Source organism: Rufibacter hautae (assembly GCF_008271695.1).
In the GTDB taxonomy this organism is placed as follows: Bacteria; Bacteroidota; Bacteroidia; order Cytophagales; family Hymenobacteraceae; genus Nibribacter; species Nibribacter hautae.
Map to the genome: position 1 here is coordinate 70,629 of NZ_VKKY01000001.1, position 18,804 is coordinate 89,432.

At 51.3% G+C, this 18,804-nt stretch carries 14 protein-coding genes; 5 read left to right on the forward strand and 9 right to left on the reverse strand.

Annotation, left to right across the window (positions count from 1 at the left end; translation table 11 throughout):
* Positions 1-51 precede the first annotated feature (51 nt).
* Positions 52-915 carry an NAD(P)-dependent oxidoreductase gene (locus tag FOA19_RS00295; RefSeq protein ID WP_149088805.1) on the forward strand — a complete coding sequence of 288 codons (864 nt, stop codon included), beginning with the start codon at positions 52-54 and terminating at the stop codon, positions 913-915.
* Positions 916-969: 54 nt separating this feature from the next.
* Here FOA19_RS00295 and FOA19_RS00300 read toward each other — a convergent pair whose 3' ends face one another.
* Complete coding sequence (locus FOA19_RS00300) at positions 970-2,250, reverse strand: aspartyl protease family protein (RefSeq protein ID WP_149088806.1); 1,281 nt, start codon at positions 2,248-2,250, stop codon at positions 970-972.
* Between the two features lie 73 nt (positions 2,251-2,323).
* Positions 2,324-2,647, reverse strand: coding sequence for a hypothetical protein (locus FOA19_RS00305; RefSeq protein WP_149088807.1), 324 nt, complete (start codon positions 2,645-2,647; stop codon positions 2,324-2,326).
* On the opposite strand from FOA19_RS00305, the gene FOA19_RS00310 reads away from it, so the two are divergent.
* From FOA19_RS00310 to FOA19_RS00320, 3 genes are all read left to right on the forward strand, one after another.
* Complete coding sequence (locus FOA19_RS00310) at positions 2,627-3,124, forward strand: hypothetical protein (protein ID WP_149088808.1); 498 nt, start codon at positions 2,627-2,629, stop codon at positions 3,122-3,124. The genes FOA19_RS00305 and FOA19_RS00310 overlap by 21 nt on opposite strands.
* A 34-nt stretch (positions 3,125-3,158) precedes the next feature.
* Positions 3,159-3,578, forward strand: coding sequence for a DUF2721 domain-containing protein (locus FOA19_RS00315; protein ID WP_149088809.1), 420 nt, complete (start codon positions 3,159-3,161; stop codon positions 3,576-3,578).
* 371 nt (positions 3,579-3,949) lie between these two features.
* Positions 3,950-5,182, forward strand: a complete 1,233-nt coding sequence (locus FOA19_RS00320) for an S-adenosylmethionine:tRNA ribosyltransferase-isomerase (protein WP_149088810.1) — start codon at positions 3,950-3,952, stop codon at positions 5,180-5,182.
* 249 nt (positions 5,183-5,431) lie between these two features.
* Here the strand turns inward: FOA19_RS00320 and FOA19_RS00325 are convergent, their stop codons facing one another.
* The 4 genes from FOA19_RS00325 to FOA19_RS00340 all read right to left on the reverse strand — a co-directional run bounded on the left by FOA19_RS00325 (position 5,432) and on the right by FOA19_RS00340 (position 14,899).
* Positions 5,432-6,766, reverse strand: a complete 1,335-nt coding sequence (locus FOA19_RS00325) for a RagB/SusD family nutrient uptake outer membrane protein (protein ID WP_149088811.1) — start codon at positions 6,764-6,766, stop codon at positions 5,432-5,434.
* Positions 6,767-6,799: 33 nt separating this feature from the next.
* Positions 6,800-9,808: a SusC/RagA family TonB-linked outer membrane protein gene (locus FOA19_RS00330; RefSeq protein WP_223808664.1), complete on the reverse strand. Its 3,009-nt coding sequence runs from the start codon at positions 9,806-9,808 to the stop codon at positions 6,800-6,802.
* Positions 9,809-10,423: 615 nt separating this feature from the next.
* On the reverse strand, positions 10,424-11,824 hold the full coding sequence (locus FOA19_RS00335; RefSeq protein WP_190300235.1) for a RagB/SusD family nutrient uptake outer membrane protein: 1,401 nt from the start codon (positions 11,822-11,824) through the stop codon (positions 10,424-10,426).
* Between the two features lie 48 nt (positions 11,825-11,872).
* Positions 11,873-14,899: a SusC/RagA family TonB-linked outer membrane protein gene (locus FOA19_RS00340; protein WP_149088814.1), complete on the reverse strand. Its 3,027-nt coding sequence runs from the start codon at positions 14,897-14,899 to the stop codon at positions 11,873-11,875.
* Between the two features lie 387 nt (positions 14,900-15,286).
* On the opposite strand from FOA19_RS00340, the gene FOA19_RS00345 reads away from it, so the two are divergent.
* A complete protein-coding gene (locus FOA19_RS00345) occupies positions 15,287-16,162 on the forward strand; it encodes a DUF2911 domain-containing protein (protein WP_149088815.1) in 876 nt (291 codons plus the stop codon).
* A 103-nt stretch (positions 16,163-16,265) separates the two neighbouring features.
* Here the strand turns inward: FOA19_RS00345 and FOA19_RS00350 are convergent, their stop codons facing one another.
* From FOA19_RS00350 to FOA19_RS23660, 3 genes are read right to left on the reverse strand one after another with little or no spacing between them, the layout of a single operon-like run.
* Positions 16,266-16,850 (reverse strand): nitroreductase family protein, encoded by a 585-nt coding sequence (locus FOA19_RS00350; protein ID WP_149088816.1) that lies wholly within the window; start codon positions 16,848-16,850, stop codon positions 16,266-16,268.
* A gap of 37 nt (positions 16,851-16,887) precedes the next feature.
* Positions 16,888-18,576, reverse strand: coding sequence for a sodium:solute symporter (locus FOA19_RS00355; RefSeq protein WP_149088817.1), 1,689 nt, complete (start codon positions 18,574-18,576; stop codon positions 16,888-16,890).
* Entirely contained in the window at positions 18,573-18,698 is a 126-nt protein-coding gene (locus FOA19_RS23660) for a hypothetical protein (RefSeq protein WP_262713899.1), read from the reverse strand. The genes FOA19_RS00355 and FOA19_RS23660 overlap by 4 nt, the downstream gene beginning before the upstream one ends.
* Between the last annotated feature and the right edge of the window lie 106 nt (positions 18,699-18,804).

Here is an 18,804-nt window from a genome sequence, read left to right on the forward strand (position 1 = left end):
CGCTGCCGGTGCGTACATCCTTACTTTGTCTCTTACCTAAAACAGAAAGACATGAACGTAGGATTTATAGGCCTGGGCATTATGGGCAGCCGCATGGCCGCCAATCTGCAGAAAGCGGGTCACCACCTGGTAGTCTACAACCGTACCGCCGAAAAAGCGAATGACCTGGTGGCCAACGGCGCCACCCTGGCCTCCAGCCCTGAGGAAGTGGGCCGGCAGTGCCGCGTGGTGTTCACCATGCTGGCTACCCCGGAATCGGTGGAAGAGGCGGCATTGGGCCAGCACGGCTTTTTAAAAGAACTGCTCGGCAACTCGCTCTGGATCGATGCCAGCACCGTGAACCCCTCCTTCAGCCTGAGAATGGCCGAAGCAGCGACCAAAATGGGACACCGTTTCCTGGATGCGCCGGTTTCTGGCTCGCTGAAACCCGCTGAGACCGGTCAGTTGGTGTTTCTGGTAGGCGGCGAGACCAATGATGTGGAGGAAGTACGGCCTTTGCTGGACACCATGGGCAAAGCGGTGCTGCACATAGGCGGACACGGACAGGGCGCCAGCATGAAAATGGTCAACAACATGCTCTTCGGGCAGATGATGGCGGCTTTCTCTGAGGCATTGCGGTTGGGCACTTCACTGGGCATCACGGAGGAAATGCTGTGCCAGACCCTGCTGAACGGACCAGGCGGCGCGCCTTTCCTCAAGCTGAAAGAAAACAAACTCCTCACCCGCGATTTCTCCCCGGAATTTCCACTGGAGTGGATGCACAAAGATCTGCACTTGGCGGGGGTTACAGCCTATGAACAAGGGATTGCGCTGCCCACCCTGCATACCGTGAAAGAACTGTTCGCGCAGGCCAAACAAGCCGGTCTGGCGCAGGATGACTTCTCGGCGGTGTACCAGTTCGTCAACCCTAAATAACCCTTTCCTGTTTCGGGCTTGGTTTAGCAGAATCAGGCCCGAAACAGGAAGGGCTTAGATCAAGTCCTGCAAGTGAATAGTGGTATCAAAGGACTTGTACTGGCGGCTGATTCTGAGTTGCAGCCGTCGGCGCGGATAGTTCTGGAACATCTCCAGGATCTCGCCAAGCGTCTTGTCAATGCATTTCACGCCGTTGATGCTCACGATGGCATCGCCGGGTTCCAGCCCCGCCCGTTGAGCCGGCGAGTTGGGAATCACCTGCGCAATGGTGTAGAAGTTGAACCCTGGGATGGGACTGAGCAGTTCCAGACCGCTGAGGTTGTAGTGGAACGGCTTCTTGTACATGTGGCTGGGCTGCAGCAGCATTCGGGAGTTAGGGTAATCAAACACTACCTTGAACCGTTGCAGGATATCGGCGCCCAGGTTTCCGTTGCGGTTGTTGAGCCCCAGCGCATGCCGGATGGACATGGTATCCGGGAAACAGGCGGGCGGTCTCTTTAAGATGTACTCCCCCAGTTCCAACGTCTCCAGCCGGGCAATCTCCCCGTGGATGTCTCCGTTCAGCCCCCGGCCCAGGTAAGCCTCAATTTTTTTCTCGGGAATCTTGACGTCGGGCAAGGTAGGCGGATACAGCAGCATGGAGGTACTCATGCCGCTGTCCACAATGAGGCGCATGGCGTGTTTAGAGCCATCGGGGAAATTGGCCAGGACTTTCACGTAAGGCTTGGAAGCCTCAATCTCCAACGGCACCACCGTGCATTTCTGAGCTCTTTTCTCTGGGTAAGTGCCGGGCTTGAAAAGCGTCATGACCTTGTTCTGGTAGTCAATCTCCACCACGAAGTCGCGGAAAAGCGGGTACCCGATAATGCCGTGCACGTTCAGGCCCAGCCTTGAGGACAGGTTGAAGATGTTCTCCTCCAGCATAAGCACTTTCTGGTTCTTAGACTCCACGCCTGAGAAATTGATGCTGTTCCCAGAAGAGAGCATCGCCTGGATGCCCTCGCCGCTGCCCAGACCCCGTAAAAAAAGCTTCTCTACGTTATTCAAGGTAATGGTGTCAAACTCCCCTATTTCCATGAGCAGCGTCCGGTCTACCCCCGTGTCCACCACAAAATTGAGCGGGTTGGAGTTGTTGATCTTGATGGGGATGATGATAAGGTTATGAACCAGCTGAAACGGAATCTTTACCCGTTTGCGGTTATACAAAAACTTCAAGCCGTCCTCTTCGTTTGGTAATGCTTGCCCCCAAAGCAGCATGGGCGACAAGAACATACCAAAGAAGAGAACAAGGGTCAGGAGTCCTGAGAACATCGGTTTCTGCAAAGAATTACCCATACGTGGCTTGTTCAGTCTGAGTAAGTTAAGCAAAATAATCAGGAAAGTAAACTTCTAAGAAGCCAACGAGGTTCTATAAATCTTTATACTTTCCAGCAGACCAAAAAGTTGACTTGTACCTGATTGGATTTCCGTTGTTTTGCCTCCAAAAGCCGACATTTAACGCCTTCTTTTCTTCAAAATACCGGTGACAGAAACCTTTTCTTTTCCCTGCGGTATGTTTAAAGCCGATAACGTCAAAAAACGGGAAGCCTGGTTTAAGGCCGATTTTGGGAAATAAGCCATAAAACGCATTGGTTCTTTTCCTAACTTGCCCCCGGTTCACCGAGGGGCTTTGCCTGGCCGGGCCATCTTGGTTTTCAAACACATTCTCACCATGAGCGATTCTCTTTACCAACAATTGCTGGACCAGGTATTTGGCCCGGAACCCACCGATCTCCGGTCGGAAATCTCGCCTTTGTACCTTGAGCTGGAAAAAGCCCTGCAAGAGGCCAGACCGGGTCGGCAAAGCCAGGAAGAAGTGAGTTTCAGGTTTGAGCGCCTGCGGCTGGGCTTGGGAATTTCGCTTTTGCAGTTGCTCACAGATCTGGGCGGTGACGAGGAAAGCGCCCAAGTGCGCGATTTGCTGCAGGAGGCGCTGCAGGCTACCTCGGTAAAGGGCATTGACACCGTGGTGCAGAAGAAAGGGCACCTCTTTGAAGAGCTCTACACCGACCTTTACGTCAACGCCGACGCCGAGCACATTCTGGCCCTGTTTGAGGAGACCCTCAACGCCACCTCCAAAGAAGAGATGGACGACCTGCTGGACAGAGCACTGGAGATTGCCGAGGACCTGGAGTTCCAGGATGAGGAAGACGACACCCCTGAGGAATAGGTAACCGCAAACTGGCCGCTGCCTGCATCCCGCCATGGAAATCACGCTCACCACTCCTGCCCTGCTGTTCCCGGCGCTCTCGTTGCTGTTGCTGGCGTTCACCAACCGCTTCCTGTCGCTGGCCTCTCTCATCAGGAACCTGAAATCGATCTACAAGACCAGCCACAACCACCTGGTGTACGGACAAATCCAGAACCTCAGAATCAGGCTCGTGCTCATCCGGAACATGCAGGCGTTTGGCATCGCCAGCATGTTTTCCTGCGTGCTGTGCATGTTCATGATCTATGCCGGCTGGCAAACCGCTGGTACCATCATCTTCGGGGTAAGCCTTATCCTGCTGATGGTGTCCATGGCTTTGTCACTGTGGGAAATCCAAATATCGGTGAAAGCCCTGGAACTGGAACTGAGCGATCTGGAACAGGACGAGGAAATTGCGCCTTTAGGCTCTGTTTAGATCCCCTTCCTTCGTCTATCCCTGTTTTATGGGCTTATTTCTGAAAACGGGCCTAAAATGGTGCTCCCCTTGCGCTCCTTTGCTCTCTACTTACTATTTCAAAGCTAATCCTCCCACTTCAACAGCATCGCAGTAAGCAAAACCTGAGCTGTATTTTCTCTAAAATCCAGGTGTGCCGCTTACTTAAGGAATAGGAAAGGTATTTCTGCTTTCTCGGTGAGAATCAGGTCCTCACAAGTAATTCTTCCTCGTATAAACAGGAGTGCCCCAGTTCAAGCCCATAGAGAGCTGGGGTCGGCATGAATATGCTTTATAATTATTGATGCTGGGCTCTGCTTTATACCTTTGTTTTTCTTTTGTGATTAACGTACATGCCGATCCAACATCCGAGACAGATTTCCATCTCTGACTATACCTATCACCTTCCCGAGGAAAGAATTGCCCAGTTTCCGTTAGAGAACCGCGACCAATCCAAGTTGCTGCTCTACAAGAATGGCCGCATCGCCGACGCCCAGTTCAGAGACCTCCCCTCGGCACTGCCTTTCAATTCTCTTTTGGTTTTCAACGATACCAAGGTAGTACAGGCGCGCCTGCGGTTTCAAAAGCCCACGGGCGGGATGATTGAGTTGTTCTGTCTGGAACCCCTGGAGCCCGTACGCGAAGTACAGCAGGCCATGCAACAAACCTACTCGGTGGTTTGGAAATGCTTAGTGGGCAACAACAAACGCTGGCGCGAGGGTCGTCTGGAGATGCCCTTGGGTCCTTATCCCGCCGATGGCATGCTCTGGGCCGAACGCCTGGCGCCTGCTGAGGAAGGGTTTGCCATCCATTTTACCTGGTCGCCGGGCAACAGAACCTTCGCGGAGATCCTAGACCTGGCCGGCCTGCTTCCGCTGCCTCCCTACATGAACCGCGATGCCCAGCAAACGGACCAGGAGCGTTACCAGACCGTCTACGCCTCTGAGGCCGGGGCCGTAGCCGCGCCTACCGCCGGTTTGCACTTTACCCCGCAGGTCCTGGAGCAGATCAGCATCAAGGGACACCAACAGGCTTTCGTTACGTTGCATGTGGGCGCGGGCACCTTTAAACCCGTGAAAGCCGAGCTGATGGAATACCACTACATGCACGGGGAGCAATTATCTGTGAGCCGCGCATTCCTGCACCAACTATTGCACCATGGCCCTAAACCCGTCATTGCGGTAGGCACCACCTCTATGCGCACCTTGGAAAGTCTGTACTGGCTAGGCTCCGGCCTTTCTTTAGGCATTCTTCCGCAGGAGGGCGATGAACTGCTGGTGCCCCAGTGGTTTCCGTATGAAGTCCGGACCACACTGTCAGTGCAGGAAGCGCTGGAAACCCTGATTCTGTACCTAGACAGGCAGGGACTTACTCACCTGCAGGCTACTACCCGTATCCTTATCGCGCCAGGGTACCAGTTTAAGATCTGCACCGGTCTGGTCACCAATTTTCATCAGCCGCAAAGTACCCTCCTGCTGCTGGTTTCGGCCTTGATTGGGCCATCCTGGCAGAAAGTATACAAGCACGCTCTAGCCAATAATTACCGTTTCCTCAGCTACGGAGACAGCTCGCTTCTGCTGCCTTAGCAGATTGTAAGTTTCAAGCCCGTTTTGGTAGAATCAGGCTTGAAACTGTAAGAAAAAAATGCGTGTCTTATTAAAATCTGATCAAGCATGAACCAAAAGGCTTTATGGCAAAGCTTAAAAGCTGAGCCAGTATTCCATAGCCTTGTCAATTTTACGATCCATGGTTTTGTGCCTGATTTGAGCAAAATAGGCTATAAACAAAAAGAGGAGGCACAGGCCTCCTCTTTTTGTTTATACAGTTGTGTTAGATTAACCGCCAAGGTAACCTGGGTTCTGAGTCAGGTTCGTGTTAGCGTCTCTTTCTCTTTGCGGAATGGGAAACACCAGATTGTTGGCGCTATAAGGAGTATCGCCTATAGTTCCTTTGGTGCGCTTGATATCAGCCAAAAGCTGCCCTTCAAAGATCAATTCTAGTTTACGCTCTTGCAGTACTTGCGCTAAGGTTACGGTAGTCACTGGTCCTAAACCGGCGCGTTCTCTGATGGTATTGATGTCTGCCACCGCAGAAACACCGCCAATGTTGGTACCGGTTCTCAGGCTAGCCTCGGCGCGGGTTAGGTACATCTCTGCTAAGCGCAGGATTGGAATAACGGCAAACTGCTCATCAAACTTATTGGTATACCCATCTTCATAGATATTCAGACGCTCATCTTCTGGATCGTATTGGTCTATCAATTGGTCTTGAATCTCAATATCAGCGCGTTGCAGCTGGGAATAGTAGGTATTCAACTCATTGATCCCGTCTTGTGACGTTACCTGGATGGCGAAAATGTCTTCCGGGCTGTTGGATGTATTGTTGAATGCCTGTGCGTAAGAATCAGCCAATCTGTATCTGCCAGATTTTATTACTCTGTCTGCGGCCTCACCAGCTTCTTGGTATTTCTCCTGCTGCAGATACACGCGGGAAAGCATGCCGGCAGCTGCCCATTTAGTGGCAAAGAAACCATTGGTTGACGGCAGCAAAGTCTCTGCCTCTGTCAAATCTTTTAAGATTTGGGCATACACCTCGGCCACTGAGTTTCTGCTCACGAAAGAGGTTTCGGTGATGAGGCCAGTTGGCGTAAGAACGATTGGCACCCCGGGGTTTGTAGCCGGGTTCCCGTCTACATAGGCTTTGCCGTAGAGTTTCACCAATTCAAAGTACATTGTACCTCTCAGGAATTTGGCTTCCCCTTCTACCCGGGTCTTCTTGGCGGCATCTACTTTATCAATATTGGCCAGCACACTGTTGGCGATATTGATGACGCGGTAACTGTCCAGCCAGGTAGCGGCCACAAAGGAATTATTTTCCAGAATGGCTTTCTGATAAACTTCCTCAGGCTGCGCGAACGTACCCACGAAGGCAATATCGTCGTCGTTTCCCAGTAGGTCTGATAGGAACTGAATGTCTCCTCCGTACACATCTGCGTCACCAGCAGCGTCATAGGCACCCACTAAAGCCGCCTCCACATCTGAAGAGGTGGCAAGCGCCTGACCAGTTTCCACTGATTGTTGCGGATCTATATCTAATTGGTCATCGCAGCTAAACAGAAGTCCGGCTAAGCCTATGATGACAGCGTATGATTTTATGTTCTTTCTTTTCATGACTTGTTCTTTTACGTGATTCTGTGATACTGCTTAGAACCCGATGTTAACTCCAAATGTGATGGTTCTTGCCTGGGGCGCACCATAGAAGTCATTTCCTTGGGAGATGTTACCCGCCAGGTAATCTGTGTTCACTTCAGGATCCCAACCTTCATAATCTGTGAAAGTGAGCAAGTTGAGGCCAATGGCATACACGCGTACTTTCTCCAGGTGTAATTTCTGGGTGAAGGAATTTGGCAGGGTATAACCCAAGGTCACATTCTTCAGACGCACATAAGAACCGTCTGACAGGTAGCGGGAAGAAGCGTCTGTACCGTTGGCATATCCCAGGTAAGCCCTAGGCACATCAGTGATGTCACCAGGTTTCTGCCATCTTCTCAATTGGTCTTTGGTTTGGTTGTCATACCAGCTGGCACTGGCGCTCATGTAAGTACCGGCACCGTTGTAGATGTCATTGCCAACTACGCCTTGGAACAGAACGCTTAGGTCAAATCCTTTGAAGGAGAAGTTGTTGGTTAAACCAAGAACATAATTTGGGTTTGGATCTCCAATCACCACTCTTTCAGCGGAACCATAATCACTGGTGGTTTCTCTGTTGCGGGTACCGTCTGGGTTTAAGGTATTCAGGTAGTAAATGGCATCACCGTTGTCTGGGTCCACTCCAGCATACTCAACTCCGAAAAACACGCCGATTGGCTGCCCTTCTACGGCGCGGTTCAGGTAACCGCCTTCAATGATCTGGCCCTGCAGGTCTGTGATCTTGTTGCGGTTTCTGGAATAGTTGAAGTTGGTAGACCATTTGAAGTCACCTACCAGGTTGTCTGAATTTAGGCTGAACTCAAAGCCTTTGTTCTGCAGTTTACCAACGTTTTTCAGCTGGGTTCTGTAACCGCTGGTGCCCGGTACGTTCACGTTCAGCAACAGGTCATTTGTTTTCTTCACGTAGTAGTCAATCTCTCCGGAGAGTCTGCCGTTCCAGAAACCATATTCCAACCCAATGTCTAATTGGGCAGTTTCTTCCCATTTCAGTTCTGGGTTTTCAATCTGGGTGGGGCGCTGGCCCGGGGTTCCACCGTATCCAGCATCGCCTGAGTACAAGCCCAAAGAAGCGGCATTGGCAATCTCGGCATTACCCGTGATCCCGTAGCTACCTCTCAGCTTCAGGTAATTGACCAAGCTAGAGTTAGCCAGGAAAGACTCCTCGCTCAGAATCCAGCCCAGAGAAACGGCTGGAAAGAAACCGTATTTACTATCATTACCAAAACGCGAAGACCCATCAATACGACCACTCAAGCCCAACAGGTACCTGTCCAGGAATTTATAGTTTACCCTTGTGAAGTAAGACAAGAAGGAGTAATCTGTTCCAGAGGAATTGCCTTCTGTGATGTCTGCCGCGCTGGCAAGAGTTCTGTAGGCATTACTTGGGAACTGCTGTCCTTCAATGTAGTTGGCCGTCTGGTTAGATTCCTGGTAGCTCATTCCCAACACCACATCAACGTTATGGGCATCGGTGATGGTTTTGTTGTAGTTGAAGAAGTTGTTGGTGTTATAATTGAAAATCTGGGTTTGGGCATTTACCCCAATACCGTTGGGAGTTCCAGTATTTCTAGCCGTTAATTTACCATAGTAGGCGTTTTCGTTCTGGTTTAACAAATCCAGGCCAAATTCAGACCTAAAGGTTAAACCTGGAAGAATTTTGTAGCTGGCGTACAGATTGGTGAAGTTACGGAAAACGGTGGTCAGAAAGTCTGCATCCACGGCATTCAGCAAAGGATTGTAGTACACCGGATACGTGGTGTTAGGCCGGCCGGTAGCAGGATCCAAGGCGCCACTCACCAACCCAGTTCTTGGGTCAATCACCGGCGTAATGGGCGGTAAGGCCACAATCTGCATAGGGGTACTAAACGCATTGTCATTGCTCAACCGGAAGTTCTTGGTACGGGTTAAGCTGAAATTCATGCCAATAGCAAATTTGTCGTTGATCTGGTGGTCCAGGTTCAAACGACCACTTATCTTCTCAAATCTGTTGTTGATAAGAATACCATCCTGGTTGCTGTTAGACAAACCGGTATAGAACCTGGTTTTCTCAGTACCCCCAGAAACGCTCACGTCAACCTGGTTTACCGAGGCATCCTGAAACACCTCATCCTGCCAGTCTGTATTGTAAGTCAATGGATCAGCATTTCCGGCGGCATATCTTTGCAGACGGCCTTCATTGAACTCAACCCAGAACGGCTCACCTTCCCGTTCTTCTGAGTTGGCAGCCGCTTCTCTCATTAGCTCTACGTACTCACTGGAGTTCAGGAATTCACGCTTGTTTGTTGGCTTACTGAAACCTGTAAAGTAGCTCACATTTACCTTGGTACCACCGGAGGTGCCTTTCTTGGTAGTGATCAAAACTACTCCGTTGGCAGCTCTGGATCCGTAGATGGCTGCAGCGGCGGCATCTTTCAATACCTCAATAGAAGCAATGTCATTAGGGTTCAGGTCCACCAAAGGGTTAGTGGGAGCGCCACCTGCATTGGGTACGCTGGTGGTTAAGGGAACGCCGTCTAAAACGTAAAGGGGCTCATTCCCCGCACTTACGGAAGATGATCCGCGCACGCGTACTTTGATTCCCTGGCCCAACTTTCCATTTTGCTGCTCCACCATTACCCCAGAGGTTCTGCCTTGCAAAGCGTTCTCAAAGCTGGGTGTTGGCGTTCTTTGAATATCCTCAGACTTGATAGAAGCAATGGAACCAGTCACCTCTCTTTTCTCCTGGCTACCATAACCTACTACCACTACCTCCTGGATAGTCTTTGTGTCCTCAGACATCCTTACATCTACCGTTGAGTTGGTACCTGCTGGTATTTCACGGGTGGTGAACCCTATGAAAGTGAAGACCAAGGTAGGTGAGCCTGTGAGGCTAATCTGGTAGCGTCCGTCAATGTCTGTACTAGCGCCTATGGTCGTCCCTTTGACTACCACACTCACCCCGGGAAGTGCCGATCCATCTGCAGCAGAGGTCACCCGGCCGGAGATAGTTCTATTCTGCGCCATTGCACTAAAATTTAGCACATTGAGCAAAAACAAGAACAAGAGTACATGTTTTCTCATTTGGTTTGGTTTGAAAGTTTGCAAATATTCTCCCAAAGTAGAGTATTATCAACAATATTCAAACAAACCAAAATCCTAACCAAATCTTTGATAATTTATGAATATCACAACATTGTGACAGATTCTTAAAGATTCCCCAAATCTATTTACCCCATTTAACATTTTCTTAATATTAGATTGGTTTAAGCTAAAATATTGTTTGCAAATTATTTTCAGAGGAGTGAAAAAAGTTATGTAAAACAGAATTTCAGCCTAAAAACAAACATGATTCTTTGCACCTTGCCTCTTTCTTGATATCATGAACTCATTGCAGACTATTGATATGGTAACCGAGTAATTCTCTTCAAATGGAAAAATCAGGAATTGAAAGGACCCTAGTCAACCCTAAATTGGCAAGTCCAATCACCCACGAACAAAGCCATTTAACTTGAACCCGGGATTTCTGCCGATATGCGCTTGTAATTTTACCACACTGGTTTGGCCACATAACGTTTAGGGGCTGCTTTTGGAAAAGCAGCCCCTAAACAGATTTCCGAATTACTTATTGGTAAGAATACCTTAGGTATAGGCCTCGTTCTGTAGCAGATTAGGGTTGGCATTTATCTCCCGCAGCGGAATGGGCAGCACTAGTTCTCCTGCATTATAAGGCCTATCCCCCACATTTCTTCGCAGGCGCTTCAGGTCATGGAGCAATTGGCCTTCAAAGGCTAGTTCCAGGGTTCGTTCCCGGAGGATATCTTCGAGAGAAACCGAAGTCAGGGCTGGGATATCGGCCCGGTTACGGATAGTATTGATGTCCTCAAGCGGCGTAGCACCCAACGCGGTACCCAGCCGCTGATTGGCCTCTGCCCTGACCAGGTACATCTCCGCCAGCCTGATAATAGGCACGTTGGCTGAGTAAACGTCATATTTCCCGTTCCGGATTACATCGTCATCATCCAGGTACAGAATCTCGGCCCGTTCATCTCCGTCTTCATATCCGGCTAAGAATGTGGTGGCCACCTCAATCTCGGCCCGCTGGCTTGCAGAGTAGAACGTAGCCAACCCGGTGTTAGACTGTCCGGCATTGCTTTGCACCGTCTGCTGAATGGCGAAGATATCTTCTGAGGTGTTTTGTGAGTTATTGAATTCCCTGGAGAAATCCTCTACCAGCGCAAATCCACCTTGTTCAATCACCCGGTTTGCTTCTTCGGCGGCCTTGGTTAGGTAAGGTCCCTCGGCAGAGTTTCCGGGCTCTCCTGCCTGCTGCAGGTAAATTCTGGCTAGTACCGCACTGGCAGAATAGGTGTTGGCGGCGGCCTCATCTTCTTTCTGGTCATCCAGGTTAGCCCTGTCCGGCAATAGATCCCGAGCGCGGGTGAGATCCTCAATGGCCTGGGCGTACACCTCTTCCACGGTGTTGCGGGACACATTGTTGGCATTGCTCAGCACGGTGGTAGGCTCCAGCACAATGGGTACCCCAAGTTGGGTGTTCTGTTGCCCCGGCTCATACGGCAACCCGTAAAACCGGACCAAATCAAAATACACCAGCCCCCGGATAAAGAGCGCCTCTCCCAGCACCTCGTCCCTTTGGTCTTCTTCTACCACGTCCACTGCTTTAATGATGTTATTCACCACATTAATGGCACTGTACGCCCTAATCCAGGTGTCTGACACCACCGCGTTGTCTGTGGTGATAGCTTTCTGGTACAATTGCCGGTAGGTAAGGAAAGTACCGCCCCAAATGAGATTACCGGTGCTACCCAGCAATTCACTCATGAGGTTGAGGTCACCAGAGTAAAGCGAGGCGCCTTGCAGACGCTCATAAGCGCCTATCAAAGCACTTTGCACCCCTTGCGAAGTAGTAAGGGCGTTGCCAGCATCAATGGATAGCTGCGGGTCTACGTCCAGTTCATCGTCGCAGCTGCTGGTGCCCAGGAACAGGCACAAACCAAACACTGGGAGGAACCTGGTAAGCATATATCTATAACTTCTCATTTCTGTAGTCATTAGGATATTTAAGGTAAGTCAGAATCCGATATTAACCCCAAAGGTGATGGTCTTGGCCTGCGGCGTAGTATAGAAGTCTACTCCAATGCCCACATTCTGGCGTTGGGCGGTAGACGCAGTGCCAGGGGTATCCACTTCTGGGTCCCAACCAGGGTAATCTGTGATGGTGAAGAAGTTCTGCCCAGAGGCATACACCCGTACCCGGGTGAGGTGGAACTTGCTGATTATGGAAGTAGGCAAAGTGTACCCCAGGGTAAGGGTTTTCCCTCTCAGATAGGAGGCGTCGTAAATCCAGCGGGAAGATTGACCGGTTCCGTTACCATCCAAAAATCTGGCCTCCGGCACCCGGGTAATGTCACCGGGTTGTCTCCAGCGGTTAAGTTGGTCTCGGGTCTGGTTATCAATGTAGTCCATATTGGCAGACATAAACCGGCCAGCGTTGTTGAAAACCTCATTTCCGTAGGAGAACTGCAACAGCACACTCAGGTCAAATCCTTTAAAGCTAAACGTATTATTGAAGCCCCCCACATACTCAGGGTTAGGGTCCCCCACCACCTGCTGCTGGGCGGCACTGTAGTCATTAGTGGTTTCATCGCTGCCTGCCCGCAGGTAGTACAGGGCATCACCATTGGTTGGGTCTACGCCCGCGTATTTGAAGGTATAGAAGACTCCAATGGGTTGGCCCTCCACTGCCCTGTTCACCGAGCCGGAAGTAATGACCTGGCCATTAAGGTTGGTAACTTTGTTCCGATTAAAGGCAATGTTGAAACTGGAGGACCAGGTAAAAGCACCCACCAGGTTCTCGGTGTTAAGGGTAACTTCCACGCCTTTGTTCTCCAGGTTACCCACGTTCCTGGTGACAGTGGCATACCCAGAGGTAGCCGGCACCTGCACCGCCAGAAGCAGATCCTCGGTTTTCTTTTGGTAATACTCCACTGCGCCGTTGATGCGGTTTCTCAAAAACCCAAAGTTGATACCCAGGTCCAGCTGCTCGGTTGTTTCCCATTTTAGATCCGGGTTCTCCACCGAGAGCGGAATAATGCCGGGGTTACCCGCGTAAGAACCGGAGGTGTACAACCCGCGGGCGTCAAAGTTGCCGATGTTGTCATTACCGGTGAATCCATAACTAGCCCTCAGCTTCAATAGGCTCAGGAATTCGGCACCTTGGAGAAAGGGTTCTTCATTTAGAATCCAGCCCACGCCCACAGCCGGGAAGAACCCGTAACGGTTATTGGCCCCAAAACGGGAAGACCCATCCAAACGGCCGCTGACCGAGAGAAGGTATTTGTCTAGCAGTTTGTAGTTCACCCGCGCAAAATAAGAAAGCAGCGAGTACTCCGTTCCCTCAGAAGTACCGAAGTCAATTTCCGCGGCGTTTGTGATTCGTTTGAAGTCATCACTGGGGAAGCCAATCCCTGACACGTAATTAGATTCGGTCTCAGATTTTTGGAAACTTATGCCCAAAGTAGCCTCCACGTTTTGTGTTTCGCCAATCTGTTTGACGTAATTCAGGAAGTTATTGGTGGTGTAGTTGAGCACGGTCACCGCCCTACTCTCAGCAGATCCGGCGGGACTTCCGTCCTGGGTCTCGCGGCCTTGGTAGGTATTCTCACTTTGGTTCAAGAGGTCCAGGCCCAGTTCGGTCCGGAAGGTTAGGCCTGGTACAATGGCGTAGCTGGCGTAGATAGTGCTCAGGTTCCGATAGCCTACCGTTTTCCTGAACGCATCCCTTACTTCAATGAGCCCGTTGTAGTAGGCGGTTCCGGTATTGTACTCGCCTGTCTCCGGGTCAAGGATAGGCTGAATGGGCGGCAGCGCCACTATCTGCAGGGGAGTGGCAAATGCTTGGTCATCGGCTACGCGGTCATTGACGGTGCGGGCCAAGCTGAAGTTGAGCCCAATGGTGAGTTTATCGGTGGCGTTGTGGTCAATGTTGATGCGGGTGCTGGCCCGCATGAAGTTGTTGCCCACCAGAATACCCTCCTGGTCTGTATAGGAGCCGCCCACGTAGAAACGGGTCTTCTCAGAACCTCCGCTGGCGGTAAGGTCAAACTGGTGGTAGCCTGCGGTGCGGAAAACCTGGTCTTGCCAATTGGAATTGGCTGGATTTCTCCATTCGCCTTCTAAAAAATAATCGTCTTTGAACTCGTCCAGATCTGCATAAAAGCCAGCTTCAATATAAGAGCGTACCGTCTCTGAATTGGCCACTGATTCATTGAAGAGTTCCAGGTACTCCGCGCTGTTGAGGAACTCCACTTTGTTGGTGGGCTTACTGAAGCCGGTACTATAGTCAAAGTTGAAGGTGGTTTTACCGGCCCTGCCCCGCTTGGTGGTAATGAGCACCACCCCGTTGGAAGCCCGGGACCCGTAGATGGCCGAAGACGAAGCGTCTTTCAGGATCTCAATGGATTCAATGTCATTGGGGTTCAGGTCAGCCAAGGGGTTGGTGGGCTCGTTGTTCTCTACGCCCTGGCTTTCTGAGGTAATTGGAATCCCGTCTACCACATAGAGGGGCTGGTTACCCGCCGTAACGGAGGCAGAGCCGCGGACCCGGACCTTGATCCCCTGCCCTACTTTACCGCTCCCCGAGGTGATCTGCACCCCGGCCACGCGCCCCTGAATGGCCGATTCCACGCTGGGCACTGGTATATCGGCAATCTCGTTGCCCTTTACGCTGGCAATGGAGCCTACTACGTCGCGAGCCTCCTGGGTACCGTAGCCCACCACCACTACCTCATTGATGGTCTTGGTGTCCTCGGCGAGGGCCACATCAATGGTAGTGTTGGCACCAACGGTTACCTCCCGGTTCAGGAACCCTACAAAAGAGAATACCACCGTTGGGTTACCAGACACATTCAATTCATACCGTCCGTTAGGATCGGTACTCGCCCCGATGGTGGTACCTTTGACCACCACGCTCACCCCTGGTAAAGGGGTTCCATCTGCGGCAGAGGTCACCCTCCCGGAAATGGTTCTATTTTGCCCAACAGCACTAAGATGAAGTACGGTCAGCAAAATCAAGCACAAGAGTAGATGTCTTTTCATGTGTTTTAAAATTTTGTTAACAAACCGACTATTTTATAAATGTAATCTAACTTTTTATTGCCATATTTCAAAAACTTTTAACTACTTACCTTTGGCATTTGTTTAATAATCTTGCAGACAATTCTAAAAACGACTATTAAAATCCGCAAGAAAGCAAAGCATACATTTTCATTCATTCAACAAGCAGCATATCTAAGGAGATTATATTTCAGACCGTTTTGGCCCTGTTTTCATTGAAATAATCCCAAAACAGACATCCTGTTCAATACTGTATTTTGAAGAAATGGCACGAGGCGGAAGGGATGGCTTTTGGGCGAGTGCCTAGGTAGACTTCTTTCTTTTGAGTAATATTACTTCACAAATAAACCAAGCTAATTGAGTTGTTATATGAAGAAGATGTTATCGCTTCACCTGGTCTGGTCAATGGCCATGGCCTTGTTCTTGATGGGCAGCCAAGCCTCTGCCCAGATCCAAACCCCGGCTGCCAGCCCTAGCGCTACTGTCACCCAAGTAGTGGGTCTTACCAAAGTGACCGTAGACTACTCCCGGCCCAGCATGAAAGGCCGCAAGATCTTCGGGGATCTGGCGCCTTACGGGAGACTGTGGCGGACGGGAGCAAACGCGGCTACCAAAATCACGTTCTCAGACGAGGTAATGCTGGAGGGCAACAAGGTTCCGGCGGGCGAGTATGCGCTGTACACCATTCCGGGCGAGAAAGACTGGACCGTAGTCATCCACAAAAACACCAAGCACTGGGGAGACGGCGGAACTGACTACAAGCAGGAAGATGACCAGGTACGTTTCAAGGTGACTCCTAAGAAACTGAACGAAAAAGTAGAGACCTTCACCATTGGTTTCGCGGATCTTACCAACAGTGCCGGCGTACTGCAGATCATGTGGGAAAACACCCTGGTTCCGGTGAAAATCACCACCGATGTAGATACCAAGGTAATGGCCCAGATCAAAGAGAAAGTGGTCAACGGCACCAACGTTGCCCCAGGTTTGTATGCCGCTGCGGCCGCTTACTACGCAGACACGAACAAAGACCTGAAGCAGGCGCTGACCTGGATGAAACAAGCCAACGAGAAAGACCCTAAATTCTGGACCCTGCATCAGCAAGCCAAGATCCAGGCGAAACTCAACGACTTCAAAGGCGCTACTACCACCGCCCAGAAATCAATTGAACTGGCTAAAAAAGAAAACAACGCAGACTACGTGGCGTTGAACGAGAAGCTCTTAGCCGAGATCAAAAACAAGAAATAAGGTTTTAAGCCTGATTTCCTGAAAACACCTAAAAAACAGAACCCCGCTGAAGCCGTTTCAGCGGGGTTCTGTTTTTATAATCCATTCTGATTATATAGAGCACTTACATCCAGCGGACTTTCTCCTCAAAAGACACGATCCTCTTTCCGCTAGGCGCGGGGCTGTCTGAGTAGCCCAAGTACAGAATCCCCAACACAGTATCTTCCTCGCGCAGGGCCAGCATGTCTTTCATAGCCGGGTGATAGGCCATGCCACCCGATCCCCAGTAAGAAGCAATCCCCAGGGCAGTGGCGCCCAGCAGCAGGTTCTGGATGGCGCAGGAGGTGGCGGCAATTTCTTCCAGCGCCGGGATTTTGGGCAAATCGCCGCGCCGCATGTAGGCTACCACCACGTGCGAGGCCGCATCGCCCATGTGCAGCAGCTTCTCATATTTCAGGTCCATGAACTTGTCTGGGGCGGTATGCTCGCGGTACAGCTCGGCGTGGGCCAGGCAGAACTCCCTTATTTTATCGCCCGCATACACCACAAACCGCCAGGGTTCCGTGTTTCCGTGGGTGGGTGCCCAATCGGCGAGCGCCAGGATTTCCTTTAGCTGCTCGTCCGGAATCTGGGAGCCGTTCATCTTGGGAGGCTTTATGGTTCTTCGGCTTTGGATGACGTGCTGTAAGGCCAGGAAAAGTTGATTCATCAGCTTGCAAAAAGTAAGAAGTTAACCAGAAAAAGAATCAGGCCTGCTCACGCAGGAAGGGCCGCAGCAGAAACCCGATGCCCACCACCAGCAACGTCCCGATGAGATTGTACCAGAGATAGGCAATGGTTGTATACTCATACAGAAGGAAAATGATCACCTGCGTGCCCACGGCGGCCCAGAACACCGCATTTCCCTTCAGCTTTTGGAAGTAGAAGGCAGCAATGAAAATCCCCAGGATGGTACCGTAGAACAACGAGCCCAGAATGTTTACTGCCTGAATGAGGTTTTCCAGTTGGGAGGCAAACAGCGCAAAGAAAATAGACACCCCTCCCCACCCTACCGTGAACCACCGGGAGGCCCGTACATAGTGTTCATCTGAGGCCTTTGTGTTAACGGTGCGTTTGTAGACATCCACCACGGTGGTGGAAGCCAGGGAATTGAACGCCGATGCTGTGCTGCCCATGGCCGCGCACAGCACCACCGCCAACAGCAGCCCCACCAGTCCTTTTGGCAGCTGCTGCGTCACAAAGGTAAGAAACACGTAATCGGTGTCTTTGAGGTCGGTGCCCTGGTTATGAGTTTTCACTAGGGCTTGGGCCTGCTGCCTTACTTCCTTCCGTTTCTCCTCGGCTTGCCGAATCCGTTGGCTTGCCTGCTCCTCCCCGGCCTGGTTATTCTCCCGGTGTGCCTGCACCAGAGCCAAGGTGGCTTCTTTCTTCTCCTGGAAAATCCGTTGGCTTTGGGCCTCCAGGTTCTGCCAGGCTGGCGCTCCCTCGGAGGTAGTGACACTGCTGGCCTGTTGCTGGTTGAAATACAGGGGTGGTTGGTAGAACTGGTAAAAGACGAACACCAGCACGCCCACCAGTAGAATGAGAAACTGCATGGGCACTTTCACCAGTCCGTTCATGAGCAAACCCAGCCGGCTCTGGGCAATGGTCTCGCCGCCCAGGTAACGCCCCACCTGCGATTGATCTGTCCCGAAGTAAGACAAGGCCAGGAAAAAGCCGCCAATCAGCCCAGACCACAGGTTGTAGCGGTCATCGGGGTTGAAGCTCAAGTCCACCAAGTTCAGTTTACCCGAGGTCCCGGCCACGGTCATCGCCTCAGAGAAGCCTACGCCATCAGGCAGCAAACGAACCACCACCACCGCGGCCGCCAGCATGCCGCCCAGCATCACGGCCATCTGCAGCCGCTGGGTCTGGCTCACAGCCTTAGTCCCGCCCACCACGGTATAGAACGTCACCACTACCCCAATGAAAAGAATGGTAGCCGTGAGGTTCCACCCCAGGATGGTAGACAGGATAATGGCCGGGGCGTAAATGGTGATCCCCGTGGAGAGGCCGCGCTGAAGAAGAAACAAGAACGCCGCGAGCGAGCGGGTTTTCAGGTTGAAACGGCTTTCCAGGTACTCATAGGCCGTGAAAACCTTGAGGCGGTAATAGATGGGAATAGCGGTGATGGACAGCACCACCATGGCCAGCGGCAACCCGAAGTAGAACTGGATAAAGCGCATGCCATCGTCAAAGGCCTGCCCCGGGGTTGAAAGAAACGTGATAGCGCTGGCCTGGGTAGCCATGATGGACAAGCCCATCATCCACCAGCGCTCCGTGTTATCGGCCCGCAGGTACCCCGACATGTGCTGGGCCTTGCGGGTTTTCCAGACGCCGTACAATACAATGAACGCAATGGTGCCTACCAGCACTCCCCAATCCAATCCGCTCATTTATAGGCTTCGGTGATGAGATAAAACAACAGGATGAACGCCGCCAGCACACCCAGCACCAGCCAGTACATGGATGTCCAGCTTTTAAAGAACGGCGGCGGGTCTATATCTCCTTTGGTCATATATATGGATTGATGGCAGAATTGCTTTTGTTACAACGCCTCCGGTACTGGTTTGTATTGCCTTTTAAAATTATGAGCCGAAATCGAGTTAAAAAGAAGGCCTACT

What these genes read in the sequence shown, in the direction of transcription:
- FOA19_RS00295 (WP_149088805.1), top strand. Translation starts at nt 52, where the DNA reads ATGAACGTAGGATTTATAGGCCTGGGCATTATGGGCAGCCGCATGGCC.
- FOA19_RS00300 (WP_149088806.1), bottom strand. Translation starts at nt 2,250, where the DNA reads ATGGGTAATTCTTTGCAGAAACCGATGTTCTCAGGACTCCTGACCCTT.
- FOA19_RS00310 (WP_149088808.1), top strand. Translation starts at nt 2,627, where the DNA reads ATGAGCGATTCTCTTTACCAACAATTGCTGGACCAGGTATTTGGCCCG.
- FOA19_RS00315 (WP_149088809.1), top strand. Translation starts at nt 3,159, where the DNA reads ATGGAAATCACGCTCACCACTCCTGCCCTGCTGTTCCCGGCGCTCTCG.
- FOA19_RS00320 (WP_149088810.1), top strand. Translation starts at nt 3,950, where the DNA reads ATGCCGATCCAACATCCGAGACAGATTTCCATCTCTGACTATACCTAT.
- FOA19_RS00325 (WP_149088811.1), bottom strand. Translation starts at nt 6,766, where the DNA reads ATGAAAAGAAAGAACATAAAATCATACGCTGTCATCATAGGCTTAGCC.
- FOA19_RS00330 (WP_223808664.1), bottom strand. Translation starts at nt 9,808, where the DNA reads ATGGCGCAGAATAGAACTATCTCCGGCCGGGTGACCTCTGCTGCAGAT.
- FOA19_RS00335 (WP_190300235.1), bottom strand. Translation starts at nt 11,824, where the DNA reads ATGCTTACCAGGTTCCTCCCAGTGTTTGGTTTGTGCCTGTTCCTGGGC.
- FOA19_RS00340 (WP_149088814.1), bottom strand. Translation starts at nt 14,899, where the DNA reads ATGAAAAGACATCTACTCTTGTGCTTGATTTTGCTGACCGTACTTCAT.
- FOA19_RS00345 (WP_149088815.1), top strand. Translation starts at nt 15,287, where the DNA reads ATGAAGAAGATGTTATCGCTTCACCTGGTCTGGTCAATGGCCATGGCC.
- FOA19_RS00350 (WP_149088816.1), bottom strand. Translation starts at nt 16,850, where the DNA reads ATGAATCAACTTTTCCTGGCCTTACAGCACGTCATCCAAAGCCGAAGA.
- FOA19_RS00355 (WP_149088817.1), bottom strand. Translation starts at nt 18,576, where the DNA reads ATGAGCGGATTGGATTGGGGAGTGCTGGTAGGCACCATTGCGTTCATT.
- FOA19_RS23660 (WP_262713899.1), bottom strand. Translation starts at nt 18,698, where the DNA reads ATGACCAAAGGAGATATAGACCCGCCGCCGTTCTTTAAAAGCTGGACA.